We start from the raw sequence: 14,449 nt of genomic DNA on the forward strand, positions 1-14,449 counted from the left end.
ATGGAATCGATCGCACTCCTGATCGCCGCCACGCTCAACGCCGGCACGCTGCTGGCCATCGCGGCCCTGGGCCTGCTGATCAACGAGCGCTCGGGCATCGTCAACCTGGGCGCCGAGGGCATGATGCTGGTGGCCGCCATCGCCGGCTTCGCCACCGCGGTGCATACCGGCAGCGACTGGCTGGGCTTTGCCGCCGGCATGGGCGCGGGCGCGCTGCTGGCGGCGGCCTTCGGCGTGCTGGTGATCTGGCTCAACACCAACCAGTACGCGGCCGGCCTGGCGCTGAGCCTGTTCGGCGGCGGCTTCTCGGCCTTTGTGGGCATCAACTACACCCAGGCCAAGCTGGGCCCGCGGCCGAACTTCGCGGTGCCAGGTCTTGCCGACATCCCCTTCATCGGCCCGGCCCTGTTCCGCCAGCATCCACTGGTCTATGGCGCGATCGCGCTGGCACTGTGGTTGGGCTGGTTTCTGTACCGCTCGCGCGCCGGTCTGGTGCTGCGTGCGGTGGGCGAATCGCCCGAGTCGGCCCATGCCCTGGGCTATCCGGTGCGCCGCATCCGCCTGGCCGCGGTGATGACGGGCGGCGCGCTGTGCGGGCTGGCCGGGGCCTATGTGTCGGTGGTCTACACGCCGCTGTGGGTGGAGGGCATGATCGCCGGCAAGGGCTGGATCGCGCTGGCCCTCACCACCTTCGCCACCTGGCGGCCCGCGCGCGTGCTGCTGGGGGCCTATCTGTTCGGCGGCGTGACCATGCTGCAGTTCCATCTGCAGGGGCAGGGCGTCGAGATCGCCAGCCAGTTCCTCAGCATGCTGCCCTATCTGGCCACCATCGCGGTGCTGGTGCTGATCTCCAGCAATGCCAACTTCATCCGCGCCAACATGCCGGCCTCGCTGGGCAAGCCCTTCTTCCCGGGGGCCTAGAGCCTTGGCATGGAACGTGCAACGGTTCCGTTCCGAGTCTGTCAGCAGTTTTCACAACCTTGGGAGTCCCCCCGATGATGCCTTTGGCCCGCACCCTTCTTGCCCTGAGCCTGCTTGCCGCCGGCCTGTCCGCCCAGGCCGCCGACTGGAGCGATAGCTCGATCGGCTACCGCTACGGCAGCAAGTTCGCCGAGCCCTACAACCCGCAGGACATCAGCAAGAACATCCTCAACCTGACGCATGCCAGCGGCTACAAATACGGCACGAATTTCTTCAATGCCGACCTTCTGCTGTCCGACAGCAAGGACCCCTCCAGCGCCGGTTCCAAGGACGGCGCCCACGAGGTCTATGTGGTGTACCGCCACACGCTCGACCTGGAGAAGGTGAGCGGCAGCCCCTTCAAGTTCGGCCCGGTGCGCGGCCTGGGCGTGACGGCGGGCTTCGACTTCAACACCAAGACCGATGCCGGCTACAACAGCAAGAAGCGCATGCTGGTGGCGGGCCCGACGCTGATGCTGGACGTGCCGGGCTTTCTCAACGTCAGCCTGCTGGGTCTGAAGGAAAGCAATGCGCCCTACAGCACCTTCTCGGGCACGGCCACGCCGCGCTACGACTACAAGTTCCACTGGATGCTGACGGCGGCCTGGGCGATCCCCTTCAACGTCGGCATCCCGCTGTCCTTCGAGGGTTATGCCAACTTCATCGCCGCCAAGGGCCGCGACGAGTTCGGTGGCCAGACCGCGCGCGAGACCAATGTCGACATGCAGCTGATGTACGACCTCAGCGGCGGCAAGAACACCTTCAAGCTGGGCCTGGAGTATCAGTACTGGAAGAACAAGTTCGGCAACGACAGCGGCGGCCCGGCCGGCAAGGGTGCCATTGCCAAGACGCCGATGATCCGCGCCGAGTACCATTTCTGACCTGCAGCCCAAGCACGGAGCCAACCCATGACTGTTTCAGACCCCAAGCGCCACTTCCTCCGCATCGCCGGCTGGACGACTGTTGCCGCCACCGCCGCCCTGCTGGGTTGCGGCAAGAAGGAGGAACAAGCCGCCCCGGCCGCGTCCGCGCCGGCTTCGGCCGCCGCGCCCAAGCCCGAGCCGCTGAAGATCGCCTTTGCCTATGTCGGCCCGGTGGGCGACGGCGGCTGGACCTTCGCGCATGACAACGGCCGCAAGGCGGTGGAGAAGGAGTTCGGCGACAAGGTCGTCACCAGCTTCGTTGAAAAAGTGCCCGAGGCGGCCGACGCCGAGCGCGTGTTCCGCGACATGGTGGGCCAGGGCAACAAGCTGATCTTCGGCACCACCTTCGGCTATATGGAGTCCATGCTCAAGGTGGCGGCCGACAGCAAGGACGTGAAGTTCGAGCATGCCACCGGCTACAAGCAGGCCGACAACATGCGCACCTACGACTCGCGCACCTACGAGGGCGCCTATATGGCCGGCGTGGTGGCGGGCAAGATGACGAAGAGCGGCACGCTGGGCGTGGTGGGTTCGATCCCCATTCCCGAGGTGATCCGCAACATCAACAGCTTCACCCTCGGTGCGCAGAGCAGCAACCCGAAGGTCAAGGTCAAGGTGGTGTGGGTGAACGAATGGTTCAACCCGCCCAAGGAGACCGAGGCCGCGCAATCGCTGATTAACGGCGGTGCCGACGTGCTGATGCAGAACACCGACTCCTCGGCCGTGCTGCAGACCGCCGAGAAGAACGGCAAGTACGCCTTCGGCTGGGATTCCGACATGACCGCCTACGGCCCCAAGGCCCACCTGGCCTCGGCCGTGATCAACTGGGGCCCCTACTACGTGGCCGCGGTGCGTGAGGCGCTGGACGGCAAGTGGCAGGCCGGCGCCGGCAAGCATGCCTGGTGGGGCGTGAAGGAGGGCGCGATCGATCTCGTCTCGCTCAACGAGGCCGTGCCGGCCGAGACGCGCGAACAGATCGACAAGGTCAAGGCCGGCCTGAAGGACGGCACGTTCGCGATCTGGAAGGGCCCCATCCTCGGCCAGGACGGCAAGGAAATGGTGAAGAAGGACGAGGTCGCGGACGACAAGTTCCTCTCCGGCATCAACTTCTACGTCAAGGGCGTGGAAGGCAAGGTGCCGAGCGGCAAGTGAGGCCGCGCCCGGCGCGCGCCGGCAGCTGACGAGCAAGGCCACCGCGCCATCGGGCGCGGTGGCCTTTTTTCACCTCACTTGGGCAGGGTGAAGGCGTAGAGCTTGTTGTTCGGGCTGCCAAAGGTGCCGAACAGATTGCCATAGCCGGAGCCCCAGAACACTTCGCCGCGCGAGATTGCCGCGCCCGACAGGCAGGAGCCGCCGCTGCTGAACTTCCACAGCTCCACACCGGTGGCCGCATCCAGCGCATACATATAGCCGTTGATGCGGTCCAGCGAGCAACCGAACACCACGCCATTGGTGGTGGTCACCGGGCCCGAGGTGCTGCCGCCGCCCGAGGGCCGGGTCTGCCACAGCAGCTGGCCGGTGGCGGCGTCAAGCGCGCTCCAGACCCCGCTGGTCGAGCCGCCGGCGCTGGGCCAGGGCACCAGGTCGCTGTTGGAATTGGCGGTGTAGACGCGCCGGCCGTCCACCGCCGAACCCCATTGCAGACCGCCAGCGGTGCCGCCGGGGCCCGCCTGGGTGACCCACAGCACCGCGCCGGTGTCGGGGTCGAGGGCCCAGTACTTGCCGCTCTTCTGGCCGGCACCGACCATTTCACGCGGCTTGCTCGCGCCGTTGGGCGTGGCGCTGAACAGCGCCGGCGCCTGGCCGAAGTCGTAGTCGGGGCCGGTCGGGCTGGGGCAGGCACTCGGGTCGCCAAAGCCGATGCAGGCGGCGATCCAGGTGTCGGCCGGCAGCGCCTTGGTGCCCCAGCGGATCGCGCCGGTGCGGATGTCCAGTGCCAGCACGGCGTCGAAGAAGTTGTCCGCGGCCAGGCAGGCGCGCACCGCGTTGGTGTCGGTGCCGGCGGCGATCACGCAGGTGCGTGCGGCGTCCGGGATCGAGTAGTTGTTGCCGGTGGCCACATAGACCTGACCGCGCCGCACGTCGACCGCCGGCGAGCTGCCCCAGACCGCGCCACCGGTATAGCCCAGCGGCAGCGTATAGGTCTTCCACAGGATCGCGCCGGTGTCGGCATCCAGCGCGAGCTGGCTGCCGCGGAAGCTGCAGCAGAAGCCGACCAGGCCGGCCAGCGCCTCTTCCATCGAGGCGACGCCGACAAACACGCGGCCGTCATGCACCGTGGCCGATTGCGTGATGATGGCCGCATAGTGGTTGTCCAGCTGGGTCTTCCACAGCAGCGCGCCGGTGCTCTTGTCGAAGGCCAGCATCATGCCGCCCTGGCCACCGCCGGCGATGGCCCCGCCCTGGGTGCCGATATAGAGCTTGTCCTCGGTCAGCGCCGGGGTGGCGCGCGCCTTGTCCATGGCTGCGCCGCTCACATCCGACAGCTTCACTCGCCAGACCTGCTGGCCGGTCTTGCGATCCAGCGCATACAGATAGCCGGCCCAATCGGGGAAGTAGACCCGGTTGGCATCGACGGCCGGGGTGGCGGACACGTCGCCGGCGGTGGTGAAGACCCATTTCGGGCTCAGCCCGCCGACCGTCTGCACGCTGATGCCGCCGCTCTGGTTCTGGTAACGCGTGTTGCCAAGGTTCTGGCCGGCAGTCGGCCAGTTGTTGTCGGAGGCGTCCGCAGCGGCGGGCAGCGCCGTGCATAGCAAGCCGGTCACGGTCAAGCCGGCCAAGGCCAGCCTCTGCCATTGCCTTGTTGTCTTGTAGGTGTCCATATGAGCTCCTTGCTCGTCCCAGCGGCGCGCAATGTGGTGGGTCACGCAGCGATCCCCGACCCGACCGCGGCAGCCGCTGCAGAGCGGCCAGGCTGATCCGATCAGACCGGAGCCGCCGCGCCGGTGCAATCGGAAACCCGGCAATAGCAGTGACAGGCCAGGGGAGGGATTACGAGCCTTGTTGACGGGAAATCAGCTGCTCGCATGAGAGGCCGGGCGAGGCCCTAGGCGGCAGCCAATGCGGGCAGGCTGGCCGACACCGCCGTGCCTTGGCCGGGTGCCGAGCGCATGCTGAACTCGCCGCCCTCGGACTGCACCCGGTAGCGCATGCCGAGCAGGCCGTGCGATGACATCGGCCGGAGCTTCATATTGAAGCCGCAGCCGTTGTCGCTCACCTCGATCAACACCCGGCCCGCATCCTGTCGCAGGCGCAGTTCCACCATGCTGGAGCGGGCATGCTTGGCAATATTGGTCAGGGCTTCCTGCACCATCCGGTACACCGTGAGCTCAGCGCGCGCCGACAGCCTGACGGCCTGCAGACGGCTGTGCACGGTGAGCCCCACGCTCCTGCCGAACTCAGCCGCCAGGAACTCCAGCGCCGGCAGCAGGCCCAGGGTGCTGAGTGCGGAGGGGCGCAGATCTTCGATCAGGCGCCGCTTCAGCGCGAGCCCGCTGATCAGCATCTCGTTGAGATGGCTCAGCAGGCCCTCCAGCTCGGGGTCGGCCTGTTCAAGCCGCGAGCCGATGCGCGCGACGTCCAGCCTCGCCAGGGTCAGCAGGGCGCCGAGCTCGTCGTGCAGCTCACGGGCCAGGCGCTGGCGTTCGTCCTCGCGGGCGGTTTCCAGGTGCGCGGCGAGTTCGGTGAGCTCCTCGGTGCGGCGCTGCACCTCGAGCTCCAGCTGATTGCGCTCGGCCACCAGCGCGCGGCTGGCGCGCAGGTACATGGCCAGGGCCAGCAGGCTGGCGCCGGTCATCAGGGCCACGCCCAGGCGGTTGAACATCAGGGCGTCCAGCACCTGCTGCCGCCCGCCCTCGGCGCGCGCGTCCTCGTTGTGCAGGAGTTGCTGGGTGCGGCTGCGTATCAGGCCCATCTGATCGAGTCCGATGCCCGACTTGATGAGCTCGAGCGCATTGGCCGAGCGTCCGGCTAGCTGGCGATTGATCTCCTCGTCCAGCTCACCCAGCTTGGCGCCCACGGCCTGCTCCAGCTGGGCGTGCAGCTGCTGTGCTGCAGCGTCATGCTTGGGGGCGAGATAGCTGCCCAGGTCGGCCAGCGCGCGGCTCAGGTCCTCGTACGCTTCGTCATAGGGTGCCAGGTATTCGCGATGACCCGTCAGCAGGTAGCCGCGCTGGGCGGTCTCGGCATCCGCCGACCGAGCCATCACGCTGTACAGCCTCAACCTGGCGCTGTCCATCTGCACCAGCTCGGCCAAGGTGCTGCTGGAATGCTGATAGCTGCTCTCGCTGATCGTCAGCACGCAGACCGAACTCACGACCGCCAGCAGCAGGGCCACTTGGCGGCGCCCCAGGCCGGCGCCGCGAACAGAGCTTAAGAACCTCATGTCCCGAACTCCTTTCCGTCGAACTGCGAGCGCCACCATGATCGATGCTGCCGCCGCCGATGGGTGCCGCAAGCGATCGAAATGGTGTGCAACTGTTTCAACCCGGGCCGCTCGTTCGGGCCGCCCTGCGGCCCTGGCCGGTCAGCAGCAGGTCGATCATGGCGGTGAGCGCCGCAGGGCTTGCGAGGCAGAAGCGTGCCGCGGAGGGCCGGTCATCGCTGCCGACACGCACGGTGAGCCAATGCGCGGGTGCGCGTTCGAAGACCGGCTCGTCATTCTCGTCGTCGCCGACGAAGACAGCGGCCGCGCTGCCGCTGCGTGACACCAGCGCCTCGAGTGCGTCGGCCTTGTCGGGGGCCGAACGTGGCACCAGATTGACGACATACTTGCCGCCGAAGCGCCGCAGCGCGGGATCGGCGCCGCGCAGGATCGCGTCGATGCAGCGCAGCGCCTCTGCTGGGGCCGCCGCGCGGCGGTAATGCAGGGCCAGCGACAAGGCCTTCTGCTCCAGCTCGACTCCAGCGGTCGCCAGCGCGGCGGCGTGCCGTTGCAGCAGCCGCGCGGTGCTGCGCAGCGCCGCCAGCTCGGACGCCGCGAAGGCATGCGGCAGGCCCTCGGCGCCATGGCCGCCCACCAGGTATTGCGGCGTGAAACCGAGCCGCGGCCCGACATCGATGATGTCGCGGCCGGTGATGATGGCCACCGGCCAGCGCCGCGCCAGCAATGCCATGCGGCGCGCCAGGCCGGCTGGCACGCGCGCTTGCGCCGGCCGCGCCACGATGGGCGCCAGGGTGCCGTCGAAGTCGAAGGCCAGCAGGGGCTGCAGCCGCACCACGGCTTGCAGCGCGGCATGACCTTGCGAGGCGAGCAGGGGCTGCATGGCGGTGGCTCACTGCGCGCGCCCCTCGAGCACGCGTGCCTCGATGCGCTCCCGCAGCCGCCAGCGCCCGGCATCGGCCAGCATGCTGCCGGCCCAGCGGTAGACGTTGAACTCGCGCACCGTCATGCGCAGGCTGGCCATGCGCTCGCGCTGCTCGGCCGCCGGCATGGTCAGGGCCTGGTGCAGGGCATCGGCCATCTCCTCTACATGGTAGGGATTGATGATGAGCGCTTCGCGCATCTCGCGCGCGGCACCGGCGAAGCGGCTCAACATCAGCACGCCCTGCTCATCGTTGCGCGCCGCCACGAACTCCTTGCACACCAGGTTCATGCCATCGTGCAGGCTCGTCACCAGGCAGACGTCCGCGGCGCGGTACAGCTCGGTCAGCGCCGCGCGCTCGTGATGCTTGGCGAGCAGGTGAATGGGCTGATAGCCGGCGCTGCCAAAACGCTGGTTGATACGCTGCGCCTGCGCCTGGATCTGCAGCTGGAAGGCGCGGTACTCGGGCAGCATCGAGCGCGACGGTGCCGCGATCTGGACGAAGCCGAAGCGTCCGATCCACTGGGGATAGCGCTCGAGCAGTAGCTCCACGCATTGCAGGCGTTCCAGGATTCCCTTGGTGTAGTCGAAGCGGTCGACGCCGATGCCCAGGCGATGATCCCCGGGCAGTTCCAGGTTCTGCAGCACGCGCTGCCGGCATTGCTCGACCGCGGGCCAGGACGCCTGCAGCTGGGCATCGGGCCACTCGATCGAGATTGGATAGCTTTCGACCAGGGTCTTCTCGCCCTGGAAGGAGATGGTCGAATGCTCGTGCTCGATGCGCGCCTCCAGATAGCGGTCGACGGTCTCGAGGAAGTTCTTGCACTGGTAGCGGGTATGGAAGCCGAGGATGGTGCTGCCCAGCAGCCCCTGCAGGATTTCGCGGCGCCAGGGGCAGATGCCGAAGGATTCGGGGTTCGGCCATGGGATGTGCCAGAAGCTGATGATGGTGGCGCGCGGCAGGCGTTCGTGAATCAGCGCGGGCAGCAGCGCGAAGTGGTAGTCCTGCACCAGTACCACCGGATCCTTGCTATGCGCTTCCTGCAGCACGGCGTCGGCGAAGCGGCGGTTCACGGCCTGGTAGTGCGCCCAGTCGGCGACGCGGAACACCGGGCGCACATGCGCGACATGGCACAGCGGCCACAGACCTTCGTTGGCGAAGCCGTTGTAATAGCCGTTTTCTTCCTCGGGCGTGAGCCACAGCCGGCGCAAGCTGTATTCCTCGCTGCCGGGCGGGACGCGCACATGGTCACTGGCATCGACCACCTCGGCGTCGGCGCTGCCGCTGCCATGCGCGATCCAGACGCCCGAGCAGGCCCGCATGACCGGTTCGACCGCGGTCACGAGGCCGCTGGCAGGGCGCCGGACTTCGATGCCCGCGGCGGTCCGCTCATGCAGATAGGGTTCGCGATTGGACACCACCATCACCTCGTCGCCGCGCAGCTGGGAGCGCAGCAGGGCGCGTAGCCGCTCGGGACTCCAGTCGCTGCTCGGGCCCAGGCTGCGGCGGTAGGCATCGTCCAGCTCGCGCAGGCGCACGCGCAGGTCCGCGGCGAACGGCGCCAGCTCGGGCGCGTTCGCGCGCGGTGCCGGGCTCAGGCCCTCGCCGCTGAGCAGGGCGCGCGCGCCTCGCATCCAGCCGCGCCAGCTCAGCTGCGCGGTGATGACGGTGATCAGCAGCACGGCCAGGCCCAGCGCGGCCACGAACTCCAGCAGGTAGCGCTGCGTGTCCTGGCTGCGTCGGCCGATGAAGCTGCGATCCTGCAGCAGCACGATCTGGGCCACCGGCTCTCCCACGGCGGGTATCGGGTGCACGCTCACCTGCACGGTGTCGCCGCCCCAGCGCCGCATGGTCTTGGCGCGGGCGCAGCCGAGATCGACCGGGAAGCCGCGGCTGTGGCGCAGCAACTGGTCGTCCGGCGAACACAGGCCGATGGCCAGCAGATGCTCGTCCTGCGCGCTGCGGTCGAACAGGGCCTGCAGCCGCTCACCCTTGTCGTCACGCATGGCATCGGCCACGGTGTCGGAGAGCGCCGAGGCGACGAGGTCGCCGCGCAGGCTGAGATCACGCGCGAACCAGCGCGCGGTGACCCGATCCAACAGCGGCAGCGCGACCAGCGCGGCAATCGTCAGAACCAGGATCAGCGGCAGCGTGAACCGCAACTGCAAGCGGAAGGTGTTCAGTGCCATTGCATGAACTATATTTTTCAGGCCATGCACTTACCACCCAGAGCTGTAACCAGGGATGTCACGCTGGACCTCGCCGTGATCGGCAATTGCGCGATCAGCGCGCTGGTCGACAGCCGTGCGAACGTGGTCTGGTGCTGCATGCCGCGCTTCGACAGCGAGCCGGTCTTTCACGCCCTGCTGCATGCGAATGCCGAAACTGGTGCCGGCACCATGGGCGTTGAACTGGAGGGTTTTGTGCGCAGCGAATGGCGCTACGACCCGGGCACGGCGATTCTGCGCACAAGGCTTTACGACAGCGCCGGCAATGCGGTCGAGGTGTGCGACTTCGCGCCGCGCTTCCGGCAGCATGAGCGCATGTTCAGGCCGGCCCAGCTGGTGCGGCGCTTGCGCCCGCTGTGCGGGCGGCCGCTGATACGCATCAGGATGGCGCCGCGCGGGCAGTGGGGGGCCGAGCTGCCGACGCTGACGCGCGGCAGCAATCATGTCCGTTACGCATTCGCCGGCATGACATTGCGACTGAATACCGACCTGCCGCCCAGCTACGTCATCGACGGCAGCTGGTTCACGCTGCGCACGACCGTCAGCCTGATGCTGGGGCCCGACGAGACCCTTGATGGTGCGGTGGAGGGCACGGCGCGCGAATTCGAGGAACGCACCGGCCTGTATTGGCAGCATTGGACCCAGCGCCTGTCGATTCCGCTGGAGTGGCAGGAGGCCGTGATCCGCGCGGCGATTGCGCTGAAGCTGTGCCAGTTCGAGGAGACCGGCGCCATCGTCGCCGCCATGACCACCAGCATCCCGGAGGCGCCCGGCAGTCGACGCAACTGGGACTACCGCTATTGCTGGCTGCGCGATGCCTTCTTCGTGGTGCGCGCACTCAACAGCCTCTCCGAGGTCGGCACGATGGAGGACTATCTGCGTTGGCTGCACGACATCGTGCGGCGCGCCCGCATGTCGGGCGGCCATGTGCAGCCCCTCTATGGCATCGGCATGGAGAGCGAGCTGCCCGAGCGCGAACTGTCGCACCTCGCCGGCTATCGCGGCATGGGGCCGGTGCGGGTGGGCAATCAGGCGAGCGAGCATTTTCAGCACGATGTCTACGGCAATATCGTGCTGGGCGCGGCCCAGGCCTTCCACGATCAACGCCTGCTGCGGCGCGCCGACGCGAGCGATTTCGAAGCGCTCGAGGACATGGGCGAGCAGGCCTGGCGCCTGCACGACCAGCCCGACGCGGGCATGTGGGAGCTGCGCACGCGGGCGCGCATCCACACCTCGTCGTCGCTGATGTGCTGGGCCGCATGCGACCGCCTGGCCAAGATCGCTGCGGTGCTGCGCCAGCCGCTGCGCCACGTGCTCTGGTCCGAGCGCGCAAGGCATATCCGTGAGGTGATCCTGGCGCGGGCCTGGCATGCCGAGCGCGGCGTCTTCGCCGAAAGTTTCGGCGGCCGGGATCTGGATGCCAGCGTGCTGCTGATGGCCGAGGTCGGCTTCATCGATCCGAACGACGCGCGCTTCCTGTCGACGCTGCGCGTGCTGGAGGATCAGCTGTGCGTGGGCTCGCACATGACTCGCTATGGGACGCCGGATGACTTCGGCATGCCCGAGACCTCCTTCAACGTCTGCGCGTTCTGGCGCATCGACGCGCTGGCGCGCACCGGGCGGGTCGAGGCGGCGCGCGAGCATTTCGAGAACTTGCTGGCCTGCCGCAACTCGCTCGGCCTGCTGTCGGAGGACATCGCGGCCGGCAGCGGCGAGCTCTGGGGCAACTTCCCGCAGACCTATTCGATGGCCGGCATCATCAGCTGCGCCGTGCGCCTGTCCAAGCCCTGGGACACGGTGGTCTGAGCTGGCGGCGCTCGCCGCATATTGCTTACCGTTCTTACCTTGCGGAAACCTCAGCGCGGCGCGTCGCGCCCCACCAGCCGCGACCAACGCAGCAGTTCGGCGTCGTCGGCCAGCAGGGCGCGCGTGGCCGCTGCGCCCGGGTGCGTGCGGATCTTCTGCAGCAGGGCGGCCTCGTCCAGCCCCGCGATATAGGCGGCGATCTGCTGCTGCGCGGGAATGAAGCCGCGGTTGGCCATGCTGTAGCTCTGGGTCATGATGGCCTCGATGACGGCCGCCATCTGCTTGTCGATGAAACGCTGGTCCGCGTTGGGCACTTGTTCGTCCCTGTCTTTGCTCTGACTGCTCATGGACCGCATTGTGGTCACGGCAGCCGGCAAGCAGGGGTGCAGACGGTTGCAAGGCGTTTCAGCGGAAAGAGCCCGCCCACGCCACGGATTCCGCAGTCTGTCCGAACGCTGTGCCATGCCTTGGGGCCTGCCCTTACAGTCGCGCCAATCCGGGCCGGCGGTCGGCCTGGTTCGAAACATGGGAGTGGAGGATGAAGATGCTGGGGAAGAAGAAAATGCATGCGCTGCCCGTGCTGCTGGCCGGCTTGCTGGCGGGTGGCTGCTGGGCTGGGACGGCGGCCGGCGCTGCGGTGGCGAAGTCAGGCATGGCGAGCCGCGCCAGCGAGGCGCCCAGGCGCTACACCATCGAGCAGTTCATGGCCACCACGGCCATCAGCGGCGCCTCCTTCAGCGCCGACGAGCAGCGCATCCTCTTCACCAGCAATGCCAGCGGCCTGCCGAATGTCTACAGCATGCCGGTCGCGGGCGGCGCGCCGACGGCACTCACCAGCTCGACCAAGGACAGCCATTACGCCGTCAGCTACTTCCCCGATGACGACCGCGTGCTCTACACGCGCGACCAGGGCGGCAACGAGCAGAACCACCTCTATGTGCGCGAGCTGGATGGCAAGGAGCAAGACCTGACCCCGGGCGACAAGCTCAAGGCAAGCTTCGTGGGTTGGGCCGGCGACGGCAGCGCCTTCTATGTCAGCAGCAACGAACGCGATGCCAAGAGCTTCGACCTGTATCGCTACGACGCTCGGAGCTATGCGCGCAGCCTGGTGTTCAGGAACGAGCAGGCCTTCGAGATCTCGGCCGTCAGCCGCGACGGGCGCTGGATCGCGCTGGGCAAGATCAACACCACGGCCGACTCCGACGTCTATCTCTATGACACGCAGACCCTGGCGCTCAAGCACCTGACACCGCACGAGGGCGTGGCCGGCCAGCGCGCCGCCGCCTTCGATCCGGCCTCGCAGCGCCTGCTGATACTCAGCGACGCCGGCACCGAATTCAAGCGCCTGCAGGCCTATGAGCTGGCGAGCGGCCAGACCAGCGAGCTCGAGAAGGCCGACTGGGACATCGAATACAGCTACTTCTCGCGCGACGGGCGCTACCGCGTTACCGGCGTGAACGCCGACGCCAGCATCGCGATCCGCGTGCAGGACGCCACCAGCGGCAAGCCGGTGCAACTGCCCAAGCTGCCCGGCGGCGAGATCCGCGGCGTGAGCTTCTCCAGGAGCGGCGCCAAGATGGCCTTCTACCTGAACGGCGACCGCTCGCCCAACAATCTGGTGGTCTACGACTTTGCCAGCCAGCAGGCCAGGCAGCTGACACAGAGCCTGTCCAAGGAGATTGCCAGCGCCGACCTGGTGGACTCGCAGGTGGTGCGCTTCAAGTCCTTCGACGGTCTTGCCATCCCCTCCGTGCTTTACCTGCCCAAGGAAGCGTCACCGAACCGCAAGGTGCCGGCCCTGGTGTGGGTGCACGGCGGCCCCGGCGGCCAGACCATGCGCGGCTATTCGGCGCTGATGCAGTACTTCGCCAACCACGGCTACGCGGTGCTGGGCATCAACAATCGCGGCAGCTCGGGCTATGGCAAGAGCTTCTTCACCGCCGACGACGGCAAGCATGGCCGCGAACCGCTGTGGGACTGCATCGAGGCCAAGACCTATCTGGCCGGCACCGGCGTGGTGGACATCGAACGCATCGGCATCATCGGTGGCTCCTATGGTGGCTACATGACGCTGGCCGCCATGGCCTTCCGCCCCGAGGCCTTCAAGGTCGGCATCGATATCTTCGGCGTCAGCAACTGGCTGCGCACGCTGGAGGCCATTCCGCCCTACTGGGAGAGCTTCCGCAAGGCGCTCTACCAGGAGGTGGGCGATCCGGTGAAGGACCGGGACTTCCTGGTCGCCACCTCGCCGCTGTTCCATGCCAAGGAGATCAAGAAGCCGCTGATGGTGATACAGGGTGCCAACGACCCGCGCGTCATCAAGCCAGAGAGCGACGAGATCGTGGCCGCGGTCAAGGCCAATGGCGTGCCGGTCGAGTACCTGGTGTTCGACGACGAGGGCCACGGCTTTTCCAAGAAGAAGAACCAGATCGAGGCGAATCGCCGCATGCTGGCCTTCCTGGACCGCTATCTGCGGCCCTGAGCTGCCCCGTCGAGTTTGACGTCGCACAAACTTCCGCCTGATTGCCGAGGCGCCCGCGCGCCTATGTCGGCAAGCTGACAGACGCTTGTCCGGGGCGCCGCCTAGTCTGCGCCCCAGACCGATGCGGGGCCTTCGCCCCTGACGCGGCGCAGTCAGCAGGAGACGGGACATGGGCAGTGCAGACGATGGCGCGGATGTGCTGGTGGTGGGCGCCGGCATCGCCGGGCTGAGTGCCACGCTGGAGTTGCTGGACGCCGGCCGGCGCGTACTGCTGCTGGACCGCGACCGCCCCGAGGCGATCGGCGGCCTGGCCAGGGAGAGCTTTGGCGGCATGTTCCTGGTGGACACGCCCGAGCAGCGCCGTGCCGGCATCCGCGACAGCGAGGCGCTGGCGCTGGCCGACTGGCTCAGCTTCGCCGAGTTCGGCGCCGACGAGCGTTGGCCGCGCGCCTGGGCCGAGCATTATGTGAGCCGCTGCACCGCCGAGGTAGGCGATTGGCTGCGCGCCGGCGGCCTGCGCTATTTCCCGGTGCCCAACTGGGTGGAGCGCGGCCTCTACCAGCCGGGCAACTCGGTGCCGCGCTTCCACATCGTCTGGGGCACCGGCGAGGCGCTGGTGCAGCACCTGCTCGATCGCATCGAGCGCCACCCGCGGCGCGCGGCGCTGACGCTGCGCTTCGGCCAGCGCGTCGAGCGTCTGCTGCAGCAGGGCGGGGCGGTGGTGGGGGTGGCCGGCCATGCCG

At 67.9% G+C, this 14,449-nt stretch carries 11 protein-coding genes; 6 read left to right on the top strand and 5 right to left on the bottom strand.

Annotated elements, in window-relative coordinates; translation table 11 throughout:
* From AC3WQY_RS22620 to AC3WQY_RS22630, 3 genes are all read left to right on the top strand, one after another.
* Positions 1 to 921, top strand: coding sequence for an ABC transporter permease (locus tag AC3WQY_RS22620; protein WP_492710789.1), 921 nt, complete (start codon positions 1 to 3; stop codon positions 919 to 921).
* Between the two features lie 74 nt (positions 922 to 995).
* On the top strand, positions 996 to 1,841 hold the full coding sequence (locus AC3WQY_RS22625; RefSeq protein WP_425334649.1) for an outer envelope protein: 846 nt from the start codon (positions 996 to 998) through the stop codon (positions 1,839 to 1,841).
* Positions 1,842 to 1,868: 27 nt separating this feature from the next.
* Entirely contained in the window at positions 1,869 to 3,035 is a 1,167-nt protein-coding gene (locus tag AC3WQY_RS22630; protein ID WP_285233252.1) for a BMP family ABC transporter substrate-binding protein, read from the top strand.
* Between the two features lie 74 nt (positions 3,036 to 3,109).
* On the opposite strand, the gene AC3WQY_RS22635 is transcribed toward AC3WQY_RS22630, so the two are convergent.
* The 4 genes from AC3WQY_RS22635 to AC3WQY_RS22650 all read right to left on the bottom strand — a co-directional run bounded on the left by AC3WQY_RS22635 (position 3,110) and on the right by AC3WQY_RS22650 (position 9,379).
* Positions 3,110 to 4,708, bottom strand: coding sequence for an outer membrane protein assembly factor BamB family protein (locus AC3WQY_RS22635; RefSeq protein ID WP_492710790.1), 1,599 nt, complete (start codon positions 4,706 to 4,708; stop codon positions 3,110 to 3,112).
* A gap of 224 nt (positions 4,709 to 4,932) precedes the next feature.
* Positions 4,933 to 6,270, bottom strand: coding sequence for a CHASE3 domain-containing protein (locus AC3WQY_RS22640; RefSeq protein ID WP_492710791.1), 1,338 nt, complete (start codon positions 6,268 to 6,270; stop codon positions 4,933 to 4,935).
* A 97-nt stretch (positions 6,271 to 6,367) separates the two neighbouring features.
* A complete protein-coding gene (gene otsB / locus AC3WQY_RS22645; RefSeq protein WP_492710793.1) occupies positions 6,368 to 7,150 on the bottom strand; it encodes a trehalose-phosphatase in 783 nt (260 codons plus the stop codon).
* A gap of 9 nt (positions 7,151 to 7,159) precedes the next feature.
* Positions 7,160 to 9,379, bottom strand: a complete 2,220-nt coding sequence (locus AC3WQY_RS22650; protein ID WP_492710794.1) for an alpha,alpha-trehalose-phosphate synthase (UDP-forming) — start codon at positions 9,377 to 9,379, stop codon at positions 7,160 to 7,162.
* A 24-nt stretch (positions 9,380 to 9,403) separates the two neighbouring features.
* Here AC3WQY_RS22650 and AC3WQY_RS22655 point away from each other — a divergent pair, with 24 nt between their 5' ends.
* Positions 9,404 to 11,224, top strand: coding sequence for a glycoside hydrolase family 15 protein (locus tag AC3WQY_RS22655; RefSeq protein WP_492710799.1), 1,821 nt, complete (start codon positions 9,404 to 9,406; stop codon positions 11,222 to 11,224).
* Between the two features lie 50 nt (positions 11,225 to 11,274).
* Here AC3WQY_RS22655 and AC3WQY_RS22660 read toward each other — a convergent pair whose 3' ends face one another.
* On the bottom strand, positions 11,275 to 11,571 hold the full coding sequence (locus AC3WQY_RS22660) for a hypothetical protein (protein ID WP_285233250.1): 297 nt from the start codon (positions 11,569 to 11,571) through the stop codon (positions 11,275 to 11,277).
* A 215-nt stretch (positions 11,572 to 11,786) separates the two neighbouring features.
* On the opposite strand from AC3WQY_RS22660, the gene AC3WQY_RS22665 reads away from it, so the two are divergent.
* Positions 11,787 to 13,706: a S9 family peptidase gene (locus AC3WQY_RS22665; RefSeq protein WP_492710796.1), complete on the top strand. Its 1,920-nt coding sequence runs from the start codon at positions 11,787 to 11,789 to the stop codon at positions 13,704 to 13,706.
* Between the two features lie 169 nt (positions 13,707 to 13,875).
* Positions 13,876 to 14,449 (top strand): FAD-dependent oxidoreductase (locus AC3WQY_RS22670; protein ID WP_492710798.1); only part of this gene is annotated, 574 nt, incomplete at its 3' end.

The sequence above is a fragment of the Roseateles sp. FW301-B2 genome (assembly GCF_058788955.1).

What these genes read in the sequence shown, in the direction of transcription:
- AC3WQY_RS22640 (WP_492710791.1), bottom strand. Translation starts at nt 6,270, where the DNA reads ATGAGGTTCTTAAGCTCTGTTCGCGGCGCCGGCCTGGGGCGCCGCCAA.
- AC3WQY_RS22635 (WP_492710790.1), bottom strand. Translation starts at nt 4,708, where the DNA reads ATGGACACCTACAAGACAACAAGGCAATGGCAGAGGCTGGCCTTGGCC.
- AC3WQY_RS22625 (WP_425334649.1), top strand. Translation starts at nt 996, where the DNA reads ATGATGCCTTTGGCCCGCACCCTTCTTGCCCTGAGCCTGCTTGCCGCC.
- AC3WQY_RS22650 (WP_492710794.1), bottom strand. Translation starts at nt 9,379, where the DNA reads ATGGCACTGAACACCTTCCGCTTGCAGTTGCGGTTCACGCTGCCGCTG.
- AC3WQY_RS22665 (WP_492710796.1), top strand. Translation starts at nt 11,787, where the DNA reads ATGCATGCGCTGCCCGTGCTGCTGGCCGGCTTGCTGGCGGGTGGCTGC.
- AC3WQY_RS22655 (WP_492710799.1), top strand. Translation starts at nt 9,404, where the DNA reads ATGCACTTACCACCCAGAGCTGTAACCAGGGATGTCACGCTGGACCTC.
- AC3WQY_RS22620 (WP_492710789.1), top strand. Translation starts at nt 1, where the DNA reads ATGGAATCGATCGCACTCCTGATCGCCGCCACGCTCAACGCCGGCACG.
- AC3WQY_RS22630 (WP_285233252.1), top strand. Translation starts at nt 1,869, where the DNA reads ATGACTGTTTCAGACCCCAAGCGCCACTTCCTCCGCATCGCCGGCTGG.
- otsB (WP_492710793.1), bottom strand. Translation starts at nt 7,150, where the DNA reads ATGCAGCCCCTGCTCGCCTCGCAAGGTCATGCCGCGCTGCAAGCCGTG.
- AC3WQY_RS22660 (WP_285233250.1), bottom strand. Translation starts at nt 11,571, where the DNA reads ATGAGCAGTCAGAGCAAAGACAGGGACGAACAAGTGCCCAACGCGGAC.